This is a genomic window from Pseudahrensia aquimaris (assembly GCF_042676045.1).
Classification (GTDB): domain Bacteria; phylum Pseudomonadota; class Alphaproteobacteria; order Rhizobiales; family Rhizobiaceae; genus Pseudahrensia; species Pseudahrensia aquimaris.
Genome location: NZ_JBHTJV010000002.1, coordinates 206,592 through 227,397, shown reverse-complemented (window position 1 = coordinate 227,397; position 20,806 = coordinate 206,592). Strand labels below are relative to the sequence as shown.

At 54.8% G+C, this 20,806-nt stretch carries 18 protein-coding genes; 10 read left to right on the top strand and 8 right to left on the bottom strand.

The annotated features are described in order from the left end of the window. The first annotated feature begins 16 nt into the window (after window positions 1–16). From ACFQ14_RS00965 to ACFQ14_RS00930, 8 genes are all read left to right on the top strand, one after another. Complete coding sequence (locus ACFQ14_RS00965; RefSeq protein ID WP_377211326.1) at window positions 17–1,213, top strand: ABC transporter permease; 1,197 nt, start codon at window positions 17–19, stop codon at window positions 1,211–1,213. A gap of 120 nt (window positions 1,214–1,333) precedes the next feature. Then, complete coding sequence (locus ACFQ14_RS00960) at window positions 1,334–2,674, top strand: UDP-glucose dehydrogenase family protein (RefSeq protein WP_377210824.1); 1,341 nt, start codon at window positions 1,334–1,336, stop codon at window positions 2,672–2,674. A gap of 18 nt (window positions 2,675–2,692) precedes the next feature. Continuing rightward, window positions 2,693–3,904 carry a glycosyltransferase family protein gene (locus ACFQ14_RS00955; protein ID WP_377210823.1) on the top strand — a complete coding sequence of 404 codons (1,212 nt, stop codon included), beginning with the start codon at window positions 2,693–2,695 and terminating at the stop codon, window positions 3,902–3,904. Then, window positions 3,901–5,130 (top strand): glycosyltransferase family 4 protein, encoded by a 1,230-nt coding sequence (locus tag ACFQ14_RS00950; RefSeq protein WP_377210822.1) that lies wholly within the window; start codon window positions 3,901–3,903, stop codon window positions 5,128–5,130. The genes ACFQ14_RS00955 and ACFQ14_RS00950 overlap by 4 nt, the downstream gene beginning before the upstream one ends. A 3-nt stretch (window positions 5,131–5,133) precedes the next feature. Then, entirely contained in the window at window positions 5,134–6,285 is a 1,152-nt protein-coding gene (locus tag ACFQ14_RS00945; protein ID WP_377210821.1) for a glycosyltransferase family protein, read from the top strand. Further along, window positions 6,282–7,418, top strand: coding sequence for a glycosyltransferase family 4 protein (locus tag ACFQ14_RS00940; RefSeq protein ID WP_377210820.1), 1,137 nt, complete (start codon window positions 6,282–6,284; stop codon window positions 7,416–7,418). Before ACFQ14_RS00945 ends, ACFQ14_RS00940 begins: the two co-directional genes overlap by 4 nt. Window positions 7,419–7,465: 47 nt before the next feature. After that, window positions 7,466–8,623 carry a D-alanyl-D-alanine carboxypeptidase family protein gene (locus ACFQ14_RS00935; RefSeq protein WP_377210819.1) on the top strand — a complete coding sequence of 386 codons (1,158 nt, stop codon included), beginning with the start codon at window positions 7,466–7,468 and terminating at the stop codon, window positions 8,621–8,623. After that, window positions 8,620–9,687 (top strand): CobW family GTP-binding protein, encoded by a 1,068-nt coding sequence (locus ACFQ14_RS00930; RefSeq protein ID WP_377210818.1) that lies wholly within the window; start codon window positions 8,620–8,622, stop codon window positions 9,685–9,687. The genes ACFQ14_RS00935 and ACFQ14_RS00930 overlap by 4 nt, the downstream gene beginning before the upstream one ends. Before the next feature lie 9 nt (window positions 9,688–9,696). Here the strand turns inward: ACFQ14_RS00930 and ACFQ14_RS00925 are convergent, their stop codons facing one another. Further along, complete coding sequence (locus tag ACFQ14_RS00925; RefSeq protein ID WP_377210817.1) at window positions 9,697–9,978, bottom strand: sulfurtransferase TusA family protein; 282 nt, start codon at window positions 9,976–9,978, stop codon at window positions 9,697–9,699. 43 nt (window positions 9,979–10,021) lie between these two features. Here ACFQ14_RS00925 and ACFQ14_RS00920 point away from each other — a divergent pair, with 43 nt between their 5' ends. Further along, entirely contained in the window at window positions 10,022–10,576 is a 555-nt protein-coding gene (locus ACFQ14_RS00920; protein ID WP_377210816.1) for a DUF924 family protein, read from the top strand. Window positions 10,577–10,584: 8 nt separating this feature from the next. On the opposite strand, the gene ACFQ14_RS00915 is transcribed toward ACFQ14_RS00920, so the two are convergent. The 7 genes from ACFQ14_RS00915 to ACFQ14_RS00885 form a co-directional block, all read right to left on the bottom strand. After that, complete coding sequence (locus ACFQ14_RS00915; protein ID WP_377210815.1) at window positions 10,585–12,219, bottom strand: AMP-binding protein; 1,635 nt, start codon at window positions 12,217–12,219, stop codon at window positions 10,585–10,587. Window positions 12,220–12,796: 577 nt separating this feature from the next. Further along, on the bottom strand, window positions 12,797–14,575 hold the full coding sequence (locus ACFQ14_RS00910) for an adenine deaminase (RefSeq protein ID WP_377210814.1): 1,779 nt from the start codon (window positions 14,573–14,575) through the stop codon (window positions 12,797–12,799). Window positions 14,576–14,587: 12 nt separating this feature from the next. Then, window positions 14,588–15,607: an ABC transporter ATP-binding protein gene (locus ACFQ14_RS00905; RefSeq protein WP_377210813.1), complete on the bottom strand. Its 1,020-nt coding sequence runs from the start codon at window positions 15,605–15,607 to the stop codon at window positions 14,588–14,590. Then, complete coding sequence (locus ACFQ14_RS00900) at window positions 15,600–16,379, bottom strand: ABC transporter permease (RefSeq protein WP_377210812.1); 780 nt, start codon at window positions 16,377–16,379, stop codon at window positions 15,600–15,602. The genes ACFQ14_RS00905 and ACFQ14_RS00900 overlap by 8 nt, the downstream gene beginning before the upstream one ends. A 19-nt stretch (window positions 16,380–16,398) precedes the next feature. Continuing rightward, window positions 16,399–17,220 (bottom strand): ABC transporter permease, encoded by an 822-nt coding sequence (locus ACFQ14_RS00895; protein ID WP_377210811.1) that lies wholly within the window; start codon window positions 17,218–17,220, stop codon window positions 16,399–16,401. Window positions 17,221–17,279: 59 nt separating this feature from the next. After that, window positions 17,280–18,299, bottom strand: a complete 1,020-nt coding sequence (locus tag ACFQ14_RS00890; protein ID WP_377210810.1) for an ABC transporter substrate-binding protein — start codon at window positions 18,297–18,299, stop codon at window positions 17,280–17,282. Window positions 18,300–18,327: 28 nt separating this feature from the next. Beyond that, window positions 18,328–19,311 carry a LacI family DNA-binding transcriptional regulator gene (locus ACFQ14_RS00885; protein WP_377210809.1) on the bottom strand — a complete coding sequence of 328 codons (984 nt, stop codon included), beginning with the start codon at window positions 19,309–19,311 and terminating at the stop codon, window positions 18,328–18,330. Between the two features lie 122 nt (window positions 19,312–19,433). Here ACFQ14_RS00885 and ACFQ14_RS00880 point away from each other — a divergent pair, with 122 nt between their 5' ends. Continuing rightward, window positions 19,434–20,762, top strand: a complete 1,329-nt coding sequence (locus ACFQ14_RS00880) for an amidohydrolase family protein (RefSeq protein ID WP_377210808.1) — start codon at window positions 19,434–19,436, stop codon at window positions 20,760–20,762. The last annotated feature ends 44 nt before the right edge of the window (window positions 20,763–20,806 follow it).

The window sequence follows — 20,806 nt, the reverse complement described above, 5'->3', positions numbered from 1 at the left end:
CGACCCATCGGCCCCCTTGCCTCCTGGTGTTGGCGGCGGCTCTCCACTACCGCCACCGGATACGCCAACACTGCCTCATTTCGTGTCAGACGCGCCGTTTGATCTGCAGTCCGTTGAGAAACTGACGCCCGAGCAAGAAAAGCTCTATTTCGCCTCACAACTGAAATTGATGTGGTGGAAGTTCAAACAGCACCGTGTGGCCGTATGGTCAGGCTGGTTTCTGCTCATTCTCTACGCTTCGATTTTATTCAGCGAGTTTCTGTCGCCGTTCAACTATCAAAGCCGCAACACGCGTCACATCTACGTGCCGCCGCAAAGCGTGCATTTCATGCATGAAGGCGAGTTCATTGGCCCGTTTGTCTATCCAATCCGTCAGCGGATGAACATGGAAACAGGGCAGCGCGAATACACACAAAACACTTCCAAACCGATGAAGCTGGAATTTTTCTGTTCCGGCGAATCTTACTATTGGTTCGGCCTGATCGAGGCAGACAACCATCTCGTCTGTCCGCCGAAGAACGCGCCGTTTTATCTGCTCGGCACCGATAAACTGGGCCGAGATTTGCTTTCACGTATTCTGCAAGGCGCACGAATATCGCTCACCATCGGCTTGCTGGGCATCAGCGTGTCCTTCCTTTTGGGCATCGTGATCGGGGGACTTGCGGGCTACTACGGCGGCTGGATCGATATGGTCGTGCAGCGCGTCATCGAAGTGCTGCAATCAATCCCCACCATCCCGCTATGGCTCACGCTATCTGCCATCATGCCGGCAAATTGGAGCCCGATACTTATATACTTCGGGATAACCATCATCCTCGGCCTGCTGGACTGGACCGGCCTCGCACGGGCCGTGCGCTCAAAACTGCTGGCTCTGCGCGAAGAGGAATATGTGCTCGCAGCTCAGCTTATCGGCGCAAGCCCCGGACGGATTATTGGCCGTCATCTGGTTCCCGGTTTTATGAGCCATCTCATCGCTTCGGCAACGATCACCATTCCAACCATGATCTTGGGCGAAACCGCTCTATCCTTCCTAGGCCTTGGCTTGAGGGAACCGATCACATCGTGGGGTGTTCTTCTCAATGAAGCGCAAAACATTAACGCTGTCGTCATCACCCCTTGGCTCCTCTATCCCGTCATTCCGGTGATTTTCGTCATCATCGCATTCAATTTTCTTGGCGATGGCCTGCGCGATGCGGCTGATCCTTACAAATAGCAACACAACAATTTTCAAACGGGGCATGGATAATCCCGCGCCACATCCCCATAATGTTCAAAACGTCGCAGGCTCCTGCAAGAGCGGCCCTGCACCTCGGTTTCAAAGTGAGTTCACGACATGAAGATCGCGATGATCGGCACCGGCTATGTCGGCTTGGTGACGGGCGCCTGCCTTGCAAAAATCGGCCACCGCGTCACCTGCGTCGATCAGGACAGCAGCAAAGTGCGCGCGCTTCGTCGTGGCAACATCCCAATCTACGAACCGGGTCTGGAAACGGTCGTTGAACAAGCGGTCGCCAAGAAAAAGCTCACGTTTACAACAGATCTCGCTAAAGCCGTAAAAGCCAACGACATAGTCTTCATCGCGGTGGGCACGCCGCAAGCATCGGATGGACGCTCGGATTTGCGCGACGTGGAAGCCGCCGCCAAGCAAATTGCCAAAGCCGCCAACAAATCGAAAATCGTGGTCGTTAAATCAACTGTGCCCGCCGGAACTTGCAAGCGGGTCGGCCGCATTCTCGGCAAGCACGGCGGAGAGCACACGTTCGACGTCGTCTCCAACCCGGAATTTTTGCGCGAAGGCGATGCCGTCAACGACTTCCTTGACCCCGATCGCATCGTCATCGGCACCGCCACCGAGCGTGCCGCTAACGCCATGCGTAAGCTCTACGCACCTTTCGAACCTCAAGACGTCCCGCTGGTGCTCACATCGCTGGAAACGTCTGAACTTATCAAATATTCGGCCAATGCCTTCCTCGCCACCAAGGTCGCCTTCATCAACGAGATGGCAAACTTGTGCGATGCAACAGGCGCAGACATTGAAGCACTGTCTCGCGGCATCGGCCTCGACAACCGCATTGGTCGCGCCTTCCTGAAGCCCGGTCCTGGATATGGCGGCTCATGCTTCCCGAAAGACACTTTAGCGCTGACCGTTCAAGCCCAAGAAGCCGACTGCCCCGTTCGTATTGTGGAGTCGGTGGTCGATTCAAACTCATTCCACATCCGCCGCCTCGGCCGTCGCATCACCGATTTTTGCGCGGCCTCTTGGGGCGAAACATCCAATGTTCCCCTGGTCGGCAAGCGTATCGCGATTCTCGGCCTTGCCTTCAAGGCCAACACCGACGACGTGCGGTCCGCCGCCTCTACAGTCATTGCCCCGCTGCTTTCCAAACAAGGCGCAGAGATTGTCGGATACGATCCGGCCGCCGATAAAGCGATTACCGAACTCATCCCAACGCTCGAGCGGGCCAAATCCATCGAAGAAGCGATAAAGGGCGCAGACGCGGCCATTGTGTTGACTGAATGGGCTGAAATTGGCGCAATTGACTGGCCTACAATGCACGATCTGATGCGCCAACCAGTCGTTGTCGATCTGCGAAACCTCTACAACACGGTGAAGATGGCACAGAATGGTTTTTACTACCTCTCTCTCGGTCGCCCTCACATCGCCCCGGTGTGAGCATTGCCTGTGTCTTCAATGAACAATGCTAATGTCATCGACTTCAAACCCACAGAACGCGCAGAAACCCGCATTCTAATCTACAGCCACGACTCCTACGGCTTAGGCCATTTACGCCGTTGCCGCACAATCGCCGAAGCGCTGGTACAAAACCATCCCAACACAACCGTTCTGATTGTTTCCGGCTCGGAAATCGCCGGCTCCTTCAACAACGTGCCCGGCATCGACGTCATCAAAATTCCCGGCATCATCAAATTGGAAAACGGCGACTACGCCTCCCGCGCTGAGGGAGTAGCACTGGAAACAACACTTTCCATGCGCCGCAAACTGATCGCGAAAACCGCTCAAGTTTTCGACCCGCACCTGTTCATCGTTGACAAAGAGCCGATGGGCCTGCGCGGTGAGGTGGAGCCCACTCTGGTTGAGCGACAATTGGCGGGCTGCAAAACGGTTTTGGGCCTGCGCGATGTCATGGACGACCCGCAAACGTTGCAGGAGGAATGGGACGACAAAGGTCTAATACCCAAAACCGCATCGCTGTTTGATGAAATCTGGATTTACGGTCCCCGCGATTTCTGGAACCCGCTCGAGGGCATTGACGTGCCCCCACATATGGCCGCCAAAACGCACCATGTTGGATTCATAAACCGCCACAGAGACCCGCAGTCGCAAAGCCTGAATATCGCTTTGCCTGACCACTTCATTCTGGTCACAGCAGGCGGGGGCGGCGATGGCGACGACATCATGTTGGACGTTCTCGCCGCCCGCACAGCCCACGATGATTTGCCGCCAATGGTTTTGCTGGCTGGCCCCTTCATGCCGCCTGCAAAGAGGCAAGCTGTTCATGCGCAGGCGCAGCCGTTTGAAGACATTACGGTGATCGATTTTGTGGCAGAGCCAGAAGTCTTGATGCGCCGTGCTGACGCAGTCGTTGGCATGTGCGGCTACAACACGTTTTGCGAAATTCTGTCCTACGATAAACCCGCCCTCTACCTGCCCCGCACCACCCCACGCATGGAACAATGGGTGCGTGCTGACAGGGCAGCAGCGCTCGGCCTAGCATCAATGATCTCCAGCGAAAATGCTGCCGATCCCGATAAAATGGCTGCAGCATTGAGGGCATTAGAGACGGCATTACCTCCGTCGCAGACAGGCTTTCCGTTAGAGATGACCGGCCTCGATGAAATTGCCAAACGGACCGAGAACCTGCTTTCTGGAATGCCGGCATGAAGCAAGGCCGCATCGCCGTCATTCTTAAAGGTTATCCGCGCCTGTCGGAGACTTTCATCGCGCAGGAAATCCTTAATCTTCAAAAGGCTGGTCTGCCGCTGGAACTCGTTTCGCTGCGGCACCCCACAGACACCAAGCGCCACCCGGTTCACCACGAAATCACTGCGCCAGTGAACTATCTGCCCGAATACATCAAAGACGAACGCGCCCGCGTTTTCTCCGGTTGGAAGATCGCCCGCAAACTGCCGGGCTACAAAAAGGCACGAAACGTCTGGCTGCGCGATCTCACCCGTGACCGGACACCAAACCGCATGCGCCGCTTCTTTCAAGCCTGCGTCGCTGCCGCTGAATTGCCGCAAGACACACGTTGGCTTTACGGCCACTTCATTCACACGCCCGGTTCCGTCACCCGTTATGCGGCGATCATGCGCGGCCTGCCGTTTTCGTTCTCCGCCCACGCAAAAGACATTTGGACTTCCCCCGATTGGGAACTGTCAGAAAAACTCAACGATGCCCGCTGGACCGTCACCTGCACCAAGGGCGGCGCAGACCATCTCGCTTCGCTCGCAGAAAAAGGCAACGCGGTGCGTCTCGTCTATCACGGCTTGGATCTTGAACGCTTTCCCGTTCCCGATAGTGAACCATCAAACCGTGATGGTTCTGACCCTTACAACCCAATACGCCTGTTGAGCGTTGGCAGAGCGGTAGAAAAGAAAGGCCTCGACACTTTGCTCCGCGCGCTTGCGCTGCTGCCCGAAGATCTTCACTGGCGCTGGATCCACATCGCTGGCGGCCCGCTACTGAGCGATCTTAAAGCGTTGGGCCAAGAACTCGGCCTAAGCGACCGTTTGGAATTCCTCGGCTCGCAGGCACAATCTCGCGTTCTTCAAGCCTACCGAGAAAGCGATTTATTCGTCCTCCCATGCAGGATCGCCGCTGACGGCGACCGCGATGGCCTTCCCAATGTCATTGTGGAGGCTCAAAGCCAAAGATTGCCTGTTGTATCTTCACCAATCTCCGGCATCCCTGAACTGATCGCCCACGGCAAAAACGGCTTGCTGGTGGAACCCGACAATCCCCCTGCGCTTGCCCTCGCGCTCGAACAAGCAGCGCGTGACCCGAGCGCAAGACAAGCTATGGGCCAAGCCGGCATGGATCGTGTGCGGTCCGATTTCGACGCGGCAAACGAAATCGACCTACTCCTTGAATTGTTGCAGGCCGACTAGAAAATGGCCGCACCCCGCCTGCTCTTCTACTTTCTCCACTTGCTCGGCGTTGGCCATGTGCACCGCGCCAAACGCCTAATCGAAGGCTTTGCAGATCAAGGTATAGCCGTCGATGTGATCTATGGCGGACACGATATTGGCGAACGTTTCGCAGCCGAATCTATTCACTATCTACCGCCCATTGCGGCCAAAGATGCGAGTTACGCTTCTTACGTGGACGCAGACGGAGAACCGCTAGGCGAGGCATTCATGGAGGCGCGCAAAGCGTCCCTACTCAATCACCTCGAAACACTCAAACCCGATTCTGTCCTAATTGAAGCATGGCCCTTCGGTCGCCGCATCGTGCGACACGAAATCATCGCGATGATGGAGGCTTTGGCAAAGCGTCCCACTCAGCCCCTGCGCGTCACATCGGTTCGCGACATTCTTCAACCGCGCAAAAAGGGCCGGGCAGAGGAAACCTGCGAAACGATCACTCGCCATATCGACCACGTTTTGGTTCATTCCGACCCAAGCGTCATCCCGCTTGATGCCACCTTCCCACTTGCCAAAAGGATCGCGGACAAGCTCTGCTACACAGGCTTCGTCGTACCGTCGATCAACATGGATGCGAACGTGCGCCCCTTCGACGTGATCGTCACCTGCGGCGGAGGCGGTTTTGGTTTCGAAATGTTGGAAACAGCTATGCACAGCTCAGTCAGCGGCCCACTGGCCAGCGCCTCTTGGTGCCTCGCCACCGGCCCACATATGAACGAAAGCGATGTCGCGAAACTCCGCAACGCGGCACCAGCAAACGTCACGGTTGTTGAACGCCTCGAAAACCTTTCAGCTCATATGGCGAAGGCAAAGCTGTCGATCTCGCAATGCGGATACAACACCGCAATGGACGCCCTCGCCGCAGGCCAGATTAGCGATTGCCATGCTATCTTCATCCCCTACGATACAACGGGTCAGAGTGAGCAAATCAAACGCGCCGAACTGCTGGCAAAACGAGGTTTAGCCCAATGCCTACCCCAATCCGCGCTGACGAAGGAAGCGCTCGAGGCAGCAATTCAGAACTCACTGAACAGCCCGAAGATTGACGCACAAATCGACTTTAAAGGCGTTGAAACTTCAGCTCGTTTGATGCGCACATGGCTGGAAGAACGCGCATGAAACGCATAGCCTTTTACGCCCCCATAAAGCCGCCCGATCACCCCATCCCTTCCGGCGATCGGCTCATTGCCGGCAACCTGATGCAAGCGCTTACGCTTGCGGGTTATGACGCGCGCCTAGCAAGCCGTTTCATCACCTATTCAAAGCGAGAAAACTCAGAAATTCTCACTAAGCGCAAAGAAGAAGCGCTGATGGAAGCCAAGCGCATTATTCAAAGGATGCGCGGAAATCCGCCCGATCTATGGCTCACCTACCATCCGTATTGTAAAGCGCCGGATTGGATTGGACCAACGGTAAGCGGAGCCTTTGCGATCCCCTACGTAACCGTAGAAGCCGCCCGCACAGGGCAGGGTTTAGAAAACGGCGGCGACCGCTGGAAGGCTTGGAGAGACGAGGCACAGGTTGGCATCAGACAAGCCGATTTACACATCTGCCTAAAGCCTTTAGATCGCTTCTATCTCGGCGGCTTGTTGGGCAGCGAAGAAAATTTGCGCGATCTACGTCCCTTTTTCGATGCAACTGAACCGTCCAACCTTCCCGAAATCAGCTTGCCAAGCCACTGGCGTAAAGACGTGCCTGTTCTGGTAGTCGCAGGTATGATGCGACCCGGAAAAAAAGTGGAAAACTACCGCATTTTAGCCGAGGCCCTGACCAACATGCAGGCGCTTCCGTGGAACCTCGTCATCATCGGCGGTGGCCCGGAGGAGGATGCCATCCGCGAACTTTTCAAAAACATCGCAACCGAGCGCCTCTACTGGACGAGGAGCATCCCGCGCGAGGAAGTTCTGGCCTACATGGCACAAGGTGATCTATTCGTCTGGCCCGGTTGGCGCGAACCCATCGGCATGGTCTATCTGGAAGCACAGTTGATGGGTCTGCCCGTCGCCGCTCTTAACGATATGGGCGTGCCCTTGGTGGTAAAACATGGCAAGACCGGCCTGCTCGCCGAAGACAAAGGCAAGCCTTACGAAGATGCCCTGACCACGCTCATCTCGCATCCTCAACTGCGCCATGATCTGGCCAGACAAGCGCGTGAGAATGCCATTTCCAACCACGGCATGGACGCGGCAGCCCAGCGACTAAAGTCGTTGCTTGACCCCTTGCTCTTTGGCAAGCCGTTGCCGAACGTGTAGACAGGCTGTGTTGTCCAACACAAAGCCAAATCAAACAAAGCGAATTTATGCAGGCAATCTTGAAAATCGTCATAGCTTTTGCCGTGTTCATCGGCCTGGCGCTAACGCCCGCTCGAGCCCTGCCACACCTGACGATAGATCTCGATTCCGGCCGCGTGCTTTCACAGCAACAGGCCTTCGATCCGTGGCATCCAGCGTCACTCACCAAGTTGATGACAGCGCTTGTCGTCTTCCGCGCCCTTGAGACAGGCGCTGTCTCTGCTGATGAGACCGTGCGCGTTTCACGCAACGCAGCTCGCCAACAACCGAGCAAGATGCACTACGCTCCCGGCACATTGATCACTGTGGAAGACGCCTTGAAACTGCTTATCGTGAAATCAGCCAACGATATTTCCGTCGCCCTTGCAGAACACGTATCGGGCTCCGTGGAAGGCTTTGCCCGCAAGATGAACGACGAAGCTGCACGGCTTGGCATGACGGGCAGTCGCTTCATCAATCCGCACGGCTTACATGACCAACGCCAAGTCACCACAGCTCGTGATATGGCCCTGCTAATCTCCGTTCTTCACAAAAACTACCCGCAATATGCCGATTGGTTCGCTGCGCCTGGCGTGTTGGCGCAGGCCCGCACCAAGCAGGGCAAGATCATCGAGCGTATCCACTATTCCTATAATCTGCTGGTCGAGCGCTACCGCGGTGCGGATGGTTTTAAGACCGGTTTTGTGTGCGCTTCTGGATACAATTTCATCGGATCCGCAACCCGAGCAGGACGACGGATTGCTGCCATCGTGCTGGGCCGCTCATCGCAAACCCACCGTGCGGTTGATGCAGCAAAGCTAATTACAGGTGGTTTTGAACTGTCCACCGATGCCGGCACGCCGTTGGCCGAATTGAAGCCAGATGGAACACCCGCCACGCGCCCTGCAAATATGCGCCCGCGCCTCTGCACACCAGAAGCACGTGCTGCACGCTACGAACCAGGCGCCGGACAGGCGGTCATCAAATCACCTTGGTTGGACGAACGAACACCGCGCAAGATAACATTGCGCACGCGGTTCGCTACCAAACCAAAGGGTGTGCCGCGTCGCAACGTACCACTGCCACGCTTCCGCCCAACTCCGATTGACGACACCGTCAGAGCAACAAGTGCAGCACCGATCCAGTTGCCCACACCATCATTCAGACCAGGCACGGCACTCAATTGACTACAACACCCGTCACACTGCTCACAGGCTTTCTCGGCTCCGGCAAAACGACACAATTGAACGCGCTGCTGAAAAGTGGGGCACTGAAAGATGCCGCCCTCATAATCAATGAGTTTGGTGACATAGGCATTGATCATCTGCTGGTTGAGACATCAGACGAAGGAATTGTCGAACTCTCCGATGGTTGCCTTTGTTGCACCATTCGAGGCGACTTGGTCGACACGCTAACCCGCCTGCTCAATCGCGCCCGCGACGGCGAACCGATTTCGCGTATCGTCATCGAAACCACCGGCCTTGCGGACCCCGCCCCCATTCTCCACGCCGTCATGGGTCACCCTGTCCTGAGCGACCTTTTGCGGCTCGATGGGGTGATCACGATGGTCGATGCCGTGAACGGCGAAGCGACGCTGGACGCACATGAAGAGGCAGTGAAACAAATTGCAGTTGCCGATCGCGTGGTTCTGTCCAAACACGACTTGGCGGGTGATACGTCGACAATCGAAGGCCGAATTGCGCGGCTCAATCCGACTGCGAAATTGATCAAGGCACCGGCTCAACCGAAATATATTTTCGACTGCGGTCTTTATGATCCTGCGACCCGAAGCGCCGATGTGCAGCGTTGGCTGAATGATGAAGCGCTCAAGCACGGCCATCATCACCATCACGATGTAAATCGCCACGATGCCCGCATTCGCGCCTTCACATTGCGCTCAGACAAAGCCGTCGATGCGGCGACGCTTGCAACATTTATTGATCTGCTGCGCTCCGCCCACGGTCCAAATCTGCTGCGCGTAAAAGGCATTGTGCGAATAGCAGAAGACCCGGAACGGCCAGTCGTGCTGCATGGGGTGCAAGAAATTTTCCACCCTCCCGCAAGCCTGCCCAACTGGCCAGACGAAGACCGCACAACACGACTGGTTATGATTACCCGCGATCTTGCGCCAGATTTCGTAGAAAAACTGTTCGACGCTCTCGTTGGCAACACGAAGGCCGATACGCCTGATCGCGCAGCCTTGGATGAAAACCCGTTAGCCGTGCCTGGCTATTCCGGCAATTTCGACTGAAGACCGCGCTTAACGCAGCTCGCCGCGTCTTTCAACATGGAACCAGTGGCTGCCCTCTTCCCCTGCTTTTTGCTCCAGCAGGCCTTGCCCGTATTCGTTGCAAAAATTTGGGACATCCAGCACTGCCAGCGGATCATCTGTACGCACCCACAGACGCTCGCCATCGCCTAACTTGCGCATGGCGTTGCGGGTTTTCAGCACCGGCAGCGGGCATTGCAAACCGCGCAAATCGAGAACGAAGTCGTCTTCCATTGCCATATAGAAATCTGCCTTTGTTTGTCCTTCACTCACACCCATATAGGCTCTAAAGCCCGCATAAAAGAGACCGCTCACAATGTCACAGACTTCACATTCTGCCCCGAAAGATATTCTCGATTTTTGGGAGCAGGCGGGTCCGAAAACATGGTGGACGAAAAACGATATTTTCGACGCCGAGATAAAGGAACGCTTCAGCGAGACACACAAAGCTGCTTCGGATGGTTTACTCGATCATTGGGATGCCGAGCCAAAAAGCGCCTTAGCTCTGATCCTGCTGCTCGATCAATTCACCCGCAATTTGAACCGCAACAGCCCTCTCGCCTTTTCCCAAGACGCTAAAGGTTTGACGCTGGCAAAGCGGATGATCGAGCGTGGCGATGATGAGAAACTCGATTTTCCCCTCCGGCAATTTGCTTATCTGCCGTTGATGCATTCCGAAATTCTTGCCGACCAAAACCAATGCGTTGCGATTTGCCAAAAGCTCGATTTGCCGAAGAACTTAGAAGCGGCGGTAGAACACCGCGAGATCATCGAGCAATTCGGCCGCTTTCCCCACCGCAATTCCGTGCTCGGCCGCAAAACCACACCGGAGGAACAAGCCTTTCTCGATAACGGCGGCTTCAGAGGCTAATCTACACACTAGAGGTCAGCCTCTTGTTTCGCACGGTCACGGAATTCACGCCGGATAACCTTGCCTGTGGTAGTCAGCGGCATTGCGTCGACAAAATCAATTTCACGCGGGTATTCGTGCGCGGAAAGCCGCGATCGAACATAGGCCTTAATGTCAGCCTTCAAAGCCTCATCGCCAATCTGCCCCTCTTCCAGCATCACGTAGCATTTTACGATCTCGGTGCGCACCCCATCAGGTTTACCAACAGCAGCCGCCAAGCGCACGGCTGGATGGGCGATGAGACAGTCTTCGATTTCGCCTGGCCCAATGCGAAAGCCCGCAGAGGTTATAATATCATCGTCACGTCCAACGAAATGGAAATAGCCGTCTTCATCCGTCAGCGCTTGGTCGCCCGTCGTCATCCAATCGCCAATAAACTTCTCCGCCGTCGCTTCAGGTCGCAGCCAGTATTCTAGAAACATCGTCGGCAGAGGTCGTTTAACGGCGATTTGCCCTGGCTCGTTCACATCACAAATCGTGCCGTCTTCACGGATCACGGCGACATGATTGCCCGGTGTTGGCCGACCTGCTGAACCAGCGCGGTTAACGCCAAGCGCTGCACAAGACGTGAGCACCAGATTGCACTCAGTCTGACCATACCCCTCGTTAATCGTGATGCCGAGTTCGCTCTTGCCCCACTCGAACGTCTCTTTTCCCAGCGCCTCACCTCCAGAAAACAGCGTGCGCAGTCCCATTCCAAAACGCTCCCGTGGGCGTTCCACACTCTTCATGATTTTCAGTGCGGTCGGCGGAATGAACACATTGCGAACCTGCGCGCGACCCATCATTTCAAACGCAGCTTCAGGGTCAAACTTCTGCGCCGCATGAGCGACCACAGGAATACCCAACGCCAACGCTGGCAGCATGATGTTGAGCAACCCACCAGCCCATGCCCAATCGGCAGGTGTCCAAAAACGATCATCTCTTTGTGGCGCGAATTCATGCAGCACTTGAACAGCAGGAATATGCCCCGCCAGAACCTTGTGCCCATGCAACGCGCCTTTGGGTGGGCCTGTCGTGCCGGAGGTGAAAACCATCAGCGCAGGCGTATCAGGCGTCGTCTCCACCCGATCAAAATCTGACGAGGCATTGGCAAGGCTTTGATGGAAGTCCAAAGCATCACCCGCCGCACCATCTACGCAGAAAATCGCCGCCAGATCAGGCAGCTTGTCTCGGATTGGCCCCACTTTCGCAAGACCGGCGCTATCGGTCACCAGCGCTCGTGTGCCAGAAAAGCCAAGCCGGTATTCCAGCGCATCGGGACCAAAGAGCGACGCCAGCGGAATAGCAATGGCACCCATGCGATAAGCGGCCATGTGCGCAACAACGACTTCCGGCGATTGCGGCAGCAAAAGCCCAATCCGATCACCCCGCCGCACACCCTGCGCGGCAAGTGCGTTAGCCAACCGACGCGATTGCTCGGCCAACCAACCATAGGTGAACGGCTCCAAATCATTGCCATTCCACTTCAACACACACACGCGCTCAGGCTCGCCAAATGCCCAGCGGTCGCAAGCGATATGCGCGATGTTAAAGTCTCCCGGCACCTGCCAGCGAAAGCCAGAGGTTAGCGCGCTCCATGATGATGCAGCTTTGACAAACATAGATCGATTGTCATCCGCCTACGCGATTCTGGCAAGCACCGGATGCGCTTATGGACGATAATAGGGCGACGAACACTGGCGGCGGGTATGCCGATCAACTGCAATCGTGTTGTCGGCGACACTATAGCCCATGCTTTGTGCAATGCAGAAGTCAATGTGAGCTTGGGGAAGCCGCCCAGTTCGGCGGTTCCGTCGTTCTCGGGGTCGTTCTCTAATAATGCGTCCTGTGCGCCGATCATGCCTGTGACGGTAGGAACGATAATGCACAGGTTCGGCGATGGATGAAGCAGCAGTGAATTGCTGGGGTTGCGGCAACACCGCCAGAGCACGAACTGAGAAGGTTGTGCAACACAACAATGCAGCCACACCAAGAACGGACTTCAACATAACCATCTCCTTTGAATCATATCAGCACCCAACATACACAGTTGCATGAGGCTACTGCGCGTAGCGCTACTCTAAGCCACAGCGAAACCGTGCTTCAGAGCCCTCAGTCTTCTAAGGTCGTCTATCCATCTCAAAATGTAAAACGCCCAATGGCCAGCTTTCAGCCATTATTCTGGCTGGACATAATTCATTACACCGCATCGAATGCTTCAATTGGTGATTTGAGAATTACATTTTGGTGTGTATCCACGATGCCAATATCGCTCAAATGGGGTCCTGCATTGCAAACCAACGATGCGCCGAAGCAGGCTTTGAACACCAGATAGGGCGGCTCCCAATCCACGATCTCATCCATCGCGCTTCTGATTTTTTGAAATCGCTCAGCCAAATCCGCCGTCGGCTCAGAACTTGCTAGCCCCGCAACAGGAAGTGCCAAAACCTCAAGCACGCGGCCTTGAGATGCAGCCGCCAGCCCACCTCCAGCCTCAATTACAGCGTTGGCCGCCACTGCCATGTCTTTTTCATTGCCGCCAAATACAGTCAGATTATGGGAATCATGCGAGACCGTGGTTGCAAACGCGCCGCGCCATGTTCCCCAATGGCTCAGATAGGCAATGCGCGGTGCTTCATTCGTTCCAAAGCGGTTGATGATCGCCATTTTGATCATGTCCGGCGGGCACGAGGCGAAGCCATCCACCACATCAACCTCGCGGCGACCCCATTGTGTAAATCTAGGCTTCTCGATCGTCGCGACGGTTACCGTTTTACCCCTCGCTGACACCCTGAAATCGTCAACACACACCGGTTTAATCTTCATGGTGTCGTACATGCTAGACGGAATTTCTGTCTCCTTTAGAGGCGAGATCAACGAACCGTTTTCGGCAATGCAAACCCCGTTTGCAAACACCGCCTTGGCGCGGAAAGTTTCGAGATTATCGAAAATAGAAATATCGGCGCGTTTTCCCGGCGCGATCAAACCAAGGTCACTTCTTCCAAGACGGTTTGCTGCGTTGAATGTGGCCGCTTGCAATGCCCACTCCGGCTTCAACCCGTATTTCACCAGCCGCCGCACCACATCATCGAGCCCACCGGCTGCCACCAGATCATCGATAAACACATCATCTGTGCAAAGGGTGAGCGTTTGGGGCAGCTGACCGAGGCGGTTCAATTCCTCAACAAATTGCGGCAACAAATGATCGTGTGAACCGCGCAATTCGATGGTTAGGCCCATTTGCAGTTTCTCAACGAGATCGGCGCCGGAGGTCAGTTCATGATCGGTCTCTACGCCGCTGGCCGCATAGGCGTTGAGCGCACCGCCTGTCAGGCTGCGGGCATGGCCACAGACTCTTTTGCCCGCGTCCAGTCCAGCCTGGACAATGCAGCTCATGCGTTCATCGCGGTCGAGCAGAGCCTGCATTGACATAACCTCTGCGACACCATGTATGTCGGGATTGGCAAGCAGCGAAGCGACAATATCAGCTGTGAAATCTCCACCCGTCGTCTCATAGCCAGGCGCAGAAGGAACGCATGAGGGTGCCAAAGTCAGCACGTTCATCGGGCTGTCCTTAGCCGCCTGCACGGCATAATCCACCCCAGAAACACCGCACGTATTGCCAAATTCATGAGGGTCCCAAACCAAAGTGGTGACGCCACGGGGCAAAACCTCGGCTGCGTAGGCAGACGGCGTTATCATCGAACTCTCGATGTGCATATGCATGTCGATCAGCCCTGGTGAAAGGATACAACCGGAGGCATCGACTGTTTTTCGCGCATCATCGCGAGACGCTGTTGGATGAACGCTGGCAATAAGAGGGCCAATCAACCCCACATCAGCTGCTCGTAACTGGCCGGTCACACCGTCAAAAAGGGTGCCGTTGGCAATCAAGACGTCAAAGGGCTCGTAACCTTGCGCCGCCCGAACAGCCCGGGATCGCAGGTCTGGGTCATTCAGGTTTATCGTTTCGGACATGATGCGCCCTTTCTATCGCCTTGCAGGGATTGCGAGTGCGCCAACCTTCGGTAAATCGAAAACAATGCTTTCCTCAAGCGTATGAGCCTTTTCACTGGCCGGGCATGAGGCTTTAATCTGGCCGAGGGGGCTATCGATCACATATTCGCGCTGCTCACCGGCAAAGGCCACACCTCTGACAATTCCTTTATGCGAACCGCTGCCAATTTTCACGGCACCGGGACGCCACGCCAAATGGCCATCAGCAGCTGCAAAGCCGATGGGTGCCCTGCTCTCCCGCCCGATAATGTCGGAGCCAGAGACTTCAAAGATGTTCTCGAAGCCGAAAAAGTCTGCAGCGAAAACCGTTTCGGGTCTGTTATAGAGGTCATCCGGCGTGCCCAACTGCTCTATCACACCGTCCTTCATCAAAACGATGCGGTCCGCCAACGCCAAGGCTTCCGACTGATCGTGTGTCACAAAAACCATTGTGATGCCGGTATCGCGCTGTACCCGCTGAAGCTCCGTGCGCATTTCCAAACGGAGGCGTGCATCAAGATTTGACAGCGGTTCATCCAGAAGCAAAACCTTGGGTTCCATGACGAGCGAACGGGCCAGCGAAAGACGCTGTTGTTGACCACCAGACATCTCGGCCGGCTTTCGATCTGCCAGATGCGCCAGTCCAACCTTTTCCAGTCCGCCTTCAACCCGCTCCTTGATTTCCGCACTCGGCAGTTTTTTCAACCGCAGGCCAAATGCAACGTTTTCAAAGGCATTGAGATGCGGAAACAAAGCGTAAGACTGGAAAACCAATCCGATGCCACGCTTGTTGGCGGGCGTGCGGCTCATATCCACACCATCAATTGAAATGCTGCCGCCGTGCAGCGACATAAGCCCAGCAATGGCTCGCATGGTTGTGGTCTTGCCGCAGCCTGAAGGGCCAAGGAGTGCAATCAACTCACCCTTGCGAATGTCGAGATCAAGATCTGGCACAACCACGGTTTTGCCGTAGGCGAGCGAGAGGTTTTGCAGGGAAACGAAAGCATCAGACATATCGGGAAAACCCTAGAAATTTTTCTGCAACAAAAACGATCAGGACCGACATGAGCGCGAGCAAAGCAGACAGGGCCGCAACGGACGGGTCGTAGGTGATTTCCATGTAGGAGAGCATGTCGATGGGCAACGTTCTTACGCCCGGCCCTGAGAGGAATAGCGACACCGGCACTTGATTGAAACTGGTCACAAACCCAAGAATAAAAGCCGCCAGAACGCCGCTTTGGATGTTCGGCAGCACCACGCGAAAAAAGGCTCCGATACGACTGCAACCCAGCAGAACAGCCGCCTCTTCCATATCACTGCGCAAATTGTTCAGGCTGGAAGATACGACACGCACGGCATATGGAAGAACCAACGCGGTGTGAGCCAAAAACAACGCCAGAGTGATGGTAAAGTTGAGCGGCACAACCAGATAGCGCAGCAATGCAAGGCCGACGATGATGCCCGGAACGATGATCGGGGCGGCCACCACGGTCTTGATCGTCTCGCCATAGGGAATTTTGTAGCGGCTCAAAGCGTAAGCTGCCGGCACTCCCAGAATGAGCGCCGCAATCGTTCCAAACACCGCAAGGAACATCGACAGCGCAAAGCTGTCTCGAAAGCTCTCCACCTCAAAAACTTTGAGATACCATTTGAGCGACAGACCTTCCGGAGGGAAAGCGAGAAAATCTCCCGCAGACAGGCCAGCTGCAATGATGATGAAAAACGGACCGATGAGAAACGTCAGCGTCAACCCAATAATGATGTGCGATGCCCACCGACTGCTCATTTGATCACCTTCCCTCCTATCATGACCTAGCCGCCGATATGCGCTTGAGCAGAATATTTGCGCCGAAGCTCATCACGATCAAAATGGTGGCAATGATGCCAGCTGACACAAAATCGTTGGCAACGTTCACCCGCTGGTAAAGCAACGTTTCCAGCATCAACACCTTAGAGCCGCCCAATATGGCAGGGGTGATGTAAGCGGTGAGCGAACCGGTAAATACGAGCGTCCCACCCAGAACCAACCCGTCCTTGGTGAGAGGCAAAATCACTTTCGTGAAGACCTGGATCCAGCTTGCCCCAAGAACCCGGGCCGCTGGCACCACATCTTTGGGAAGATTTTCCATCGCGCTTACCAGCGAAATAATCATCAGCGGTAGAAAAAGCTGTAGCAGCCCCAGAAACACAGCCGTCTCGGTGAACAGCAGGCGGATGGGCGTGTCGCTTAATCCAAGTCCAACAATCGTGTCGTTGACGAGACCGGTGCGCCCTAAAATGACAATCCATGCATAGGTGCGCGCCACAGGTGAAATCATCAGCGGTAGAACGACTAGCCCGAAGACGCGCCCGCGGTGCTTGCCGTCCAAGTTGACGATGCAAAACGCGCAAGCGTAACCGATGATTGCGCTGACCAGAGCGACCAGAAATCCCAATTTCAGGGTGCGCAGAAAGACGACTTGGTTGAGAGGCTTGGAGGCAAAGTCGACATAGCCTTGCAACGACCATTGACCGTCAACCTTGAAGGCTTCCGACAGCAATATTCCAACCGGCAGGAGGAAAAGACAGGCTGTAAACACAGCCGCTGGCAATGCCAGCGCTAACCCTTCGTTTCGGTTTTGGAACACAATCTAACCCTAGCTTCATGAGACCCGACGCTGTAAAAAGGAGCGCCGGGTCATGTTGTTTAGTTCACGACCTTTTCGTTCCAACGCCCAACCCAGGCGTCGCGATTATCGATGATTGCGCCAGGATCAAGCATGTTGAGAGAATTGATGAGGTCAGCGCCATAGGTCAGGCTCTCGGCAATTTCATCGCTGACCACCACTTTCGAGTTTGCTGGGCTGTCGAGTTTCAGTTCGGCAATGCGGGTTTGGGTTTCCTTGGAAAGCCAATATTCCATGAATTGATAAGCCAGTTCTTCATTGCCGTTTCCTTTGGTCATCAGCATGACGTTCATGCCACCGGTCTGCCCCTCTTTTGGTTCCGCCCATTTGAACGGCAAATTGGCGCCGGAAAAGCGGCTCCATGCAAAGCGGCCCACCGGCGCCGCGATGACTTCCTCTTGCAGCATCAACTGAGCCAATTGCGAAGAACGGCCATAAAACGTGACGATGTCGTCTTTCTTTTCTCCAATGGCGTCGATCGTGTTTGCAAAGTCCAGACCTTCGTGGCCCAAGGCTTTGCCGAGCATGTGAAGTGTCAATGGTCCCTGGGTGCCTGTGATGTTTGGCAATGCAACGCGCCCCTTGACCTTGTCGGAAAGCAAATCTGCCCAACTATCGATTGTTACGAGGTCAGAACGATAGACGATGGACGTGGCGTAGAACCCATAGCCAACAGCCATCTTGTCACCAATCGGATCTTGGGCCGATTTATAAAGATCGCCATAGCTGGGGATTTTTGAAACGTCGAGCGGTTGCAGTAGCCCCTTACGGGCAAGAGCGAGCGCATCGTGTGAAGACATCACTGCCATATCAACAACGGGGTTAGCCGCGTTGGCTTCAATCTTGGCCATGCGCTCAACGCTGTTGCCCGTTTCGACAACCAACTCGCAGTCGCAAATTTTCTCGAATGGGTCGTACAGAGCTTTCTTAAAAGCATCTTGAGCAAACGAATAAACCGAAATCGTCAGTTTTTTGTCAGCCGCCTGTGCGCCGACAGTTGTCAGGCAAAGGGCTGCGGAAAGAGCGAGAAGGTATTTCATGGTGATCTCCTTGGTCTGGGGTGAAAGTCTAGTGTCGAGCAGCAGGTTTCGCGCTTGCCACAGATTCCCTGAGGCAAAGCGCCATTTCAACAGCAACTGGCTTTGGCAGATGTTCATCTTGTCGGATCGCAGCGCTTAAATAGGCAATCGCTCTGCTGGAAATCTCGGTAACATCTGGCGTGATCGTGGAAAGTGTAGGTCGTACCACTTTGGCAAACGGCAAGTCGTCGAAGCCTATGACACTGAAGTCTTTCGGACATTTGATATCCAGCATTGCTGCCTCGGTAACCACGCGAAGGCTCAAAAGGTCCGAGACAGTCAACACCCCGGTCACGCCGTTGCGCTGCATTTCGAGCAGATCGGGGAACCCGTCAGTTATCCAACGAACATCATAACTTACCGCCAGAGTTTCACTACTGCGTTTGATCATATCAATCATTCCGGAAATCCGATCAGCCTGCACCTGAGAGCGCGTGTCTTCCCCAAGAAGCAAAAAATTGCGATGGCCCAAATCCAAAAGCGCTTTGGCCGCCAATTCACCGCCTTGGCAATGGTTTGCAGACACCGTGTTGCGCTGGTCGTTTTGGGTGCTCACGATTGCAACGGGCACAGAAAAGGGCAAATCGGGCGTCGTGCCGCGCAGTGGAATGAGCACGATACCATCAACGCCTCTTTGAATGAGTTGTTGTATCGCTTTGGTCTGACCTTCTTCGTGCCCGCGCGCATTAGCGATAAGCACACCAAATCCGGATTTATCAGCTTCCGCTTCCATGCCTTGTGCAAATTCTGGAAACGCCTGCATCGTTATGTCGGGCATCACCAAGCCCAAAATTCCGCTTCTACCGGTTTTGAGCGCACGCGCAGCAGGACTGGGAACATAGCCCAATTGTTGAGCACGCGCCGTCACCAGCTCAACAACATCAGCAGATACCCGACCTTTTCCAGCCAGTGCATTGGATACGGTTGCAACCGAAACGCCAAGATCGCGGGCAATTTGCTTTTGATTTGTCAAAGCCGATCCTTTAGAATGATTAAACGATTAACCAGTGAATCCGCAAAATTGTCAAGCGTCTTGGCGCAAGAGTTAACTTTCAATTTTGCACGACATCGCTTTTGAATTCTGGGCTGCATTCCATGCGAACTCTTCTCCACAATGCCCGCATCCTGACGATGAACGAGGCTTTCGACGAGCATCTGGAAGGATGGGTTTTGGTAGAAGACGGTTTGATTGCAGCAATGGGCGCAGGTGCGGCCCCCGCCATCTATCAATCGGCGGCAGACATCGTCGACTTTGCCGGCGATCTCCTGATGCCTGGGATGGTCAACACCCATTGCCACATGACGATGACTTTGTTCCGCGGGCTTGGCGAAGATGTGGATGACCGCTTGTTTCGCTATATTTTGCCATTAGAGCGAGAAGCCATCACAGCCGAAGTTGTTCGTGTCGGATCAAGCCTTGCCGCTTTGGAAATGATGCTGGGCGGCGTCACCACAGTTGCCGACATGTATTGGTTTGAACAAGAGGTTGGGCGGGTGCTGGACGCCGCTGGCATGCGCGGTGTCGTCGGCCAGACACTTGCGGATTTCAACCCGCCTGATCAACGCTCGTTCGATGAAGGCTTTCGTCTGGTCGATGATTTGCGCGATGAATTTGCAGCCAACGATCTAATCACAGCATCCATCGCACCCCATGCCCCCTATTCAACCGGCCCTGAAATTATGGAGCGCGTTGCACAATACGCTGCCGATAACGCGGATGTAAAAATCCAGATGCATTTGGCCGAGATGAAGTCTGAAATGGAATGGTGCGCGAAACATCACGACATGCGGCCCGTCGCTTTGGCCGATCGAACTGGAATACTGAGCGCAGGAGCGATCATGGCGCATTGTCTGGAATTGAACGGAGAAGAAATAGACCTCTTGGCGGAACGTAACATCACGGTCGCTCATAACGCCCGCTCCAACGCAAAAGCCGGCCGGGGCATTGCCCCCATTGAAGCACTGCGCGCAAGTGGCGTGCCTGTCGGCCTTGCAACCGATGGGCCTATGAGCGGCAACACGCTTGATATTTTCTCACAACTTGCGCCCGCCTCCATGTTTGCCAAGCTGCTAGGCAAAAGCAGAGCGTGCCTGCCTGCGCGGGAAGTCCTTACAATGGCAACAATCGAGGGCGCAAAAGTGCTTGGCCTTGATGACCGAATAGGATCGATTGAGACTGGCAAGCGAGCCGATCTAATTCGGATTTCCCTCGACGCACCGCGCATGAACCCGATCTACGACATATACGCGACGCTCGTTTTTTCTGCGACTGCAAGCGATGTACTCGACGTGATGATTGATGGGCAATGGGTGGTGCAGAACAAGCATTCGCAAACGATGGACCGTCAAAAAGTCATGAGCGACGCATTGCAGGTTTCCGAGCAGTTCAAAAGTAAGATAATCGAAATTGATACTGAAAATTGAAGCGCAAAAGCGCTAAAAATTTTCGCCAAATCTACATCAAGCGT

Coding starts and splice junctions, on each gene's coding strand:
- ACFQ14_RS00960 (WP_377210824.1), top strand. CDS start 1,334: ATGAAGATCGCGATGATCGGCACCGGCTATGTCGGCTTGGTGACGGGC.
- ACFQ14_RS00955 (WP_377210823.1), top strand. CDS start 2,693: ATGAACAATGCTAATGTCATCGACTTCAAACCCACAGAACGCGCAGAA.
- ACFQ14_RS00950 (WP_377210822.1), top strand. CDS start 3,901: ATGAAGCAAGGCCGCATCGCCGTCATTCTTAAAGGTTATCCGCGCCTG.
- ACFQ14_RS00945 (WP_377210821.1), top strand. CDS start 5,134: ATGGCCGCACCCCGCCTGCTCTTCTACTTTCTCCACTTGCTCGGCGTT.
- ACFQ14_RS00940 (WP_377210820.1), top strand. CDS start 6,282: ATGAAACGCATAGCCTTTTACGCCCCCATAAAGCCGCCCGATCACCCC.
- ACFQ14_RS00935 (WP_377210819.1), top strand. CDS start 7,466: ATGCAGGCAATCTTGAAAATCGTCATAGCTTTTGCCGTGTTCATCGGC.
- ACFQ14_RS00920 (WP_377210816.1), top strand. CDS start 10,022: ATGTCACAGACTTCACATTCTGCCCCGAAAGATATTCTCGATTTTTGG.
- ACFQ14_RS00915 (WP_377210815.1), bottom strand. CDS start 12,219: ATGTTTGTCAAAGCTGCATCATCATGGAGCGCGCTAACCTCTGGCTTT.
- ACFQ14_RS00910 (WP_377210814.1), bottom strand. CDS start 14,575: ATGTCCGAAACGATAAACCTGAATGACCCAGACCTGCGATCCCGGGCT.
- ACFQ14_RS00905 (WP_377210813.1), bottom strand. CDS start 15,607: ATGTCTGATGCTTTCGTTTCCCTGCAAAACCTCTCGCTCGCCTACGGC.
- ACFQ14_RS00900 (WP_377210812.1), bottom strand. CDS start 16,379: ATGAGCAGTCGGTGGGCATCGCACATCATTATTGGGTTGACGCTGACG.
- ACFQ14_RS00890 (WP_377210810.1), bottom strand. CDS start 18,299: ATGAAATACCTTCTCGCTCTTTCCGCAGCCCTTTGCCTGACAACTGTC.
- ACFQ14_RS00880 (WP_377210808.1), top strand. CDS start 19,434: ATGCGAACTCTTCTCCACAATGCCCGCATCCTGACGATGAACGAGGCT.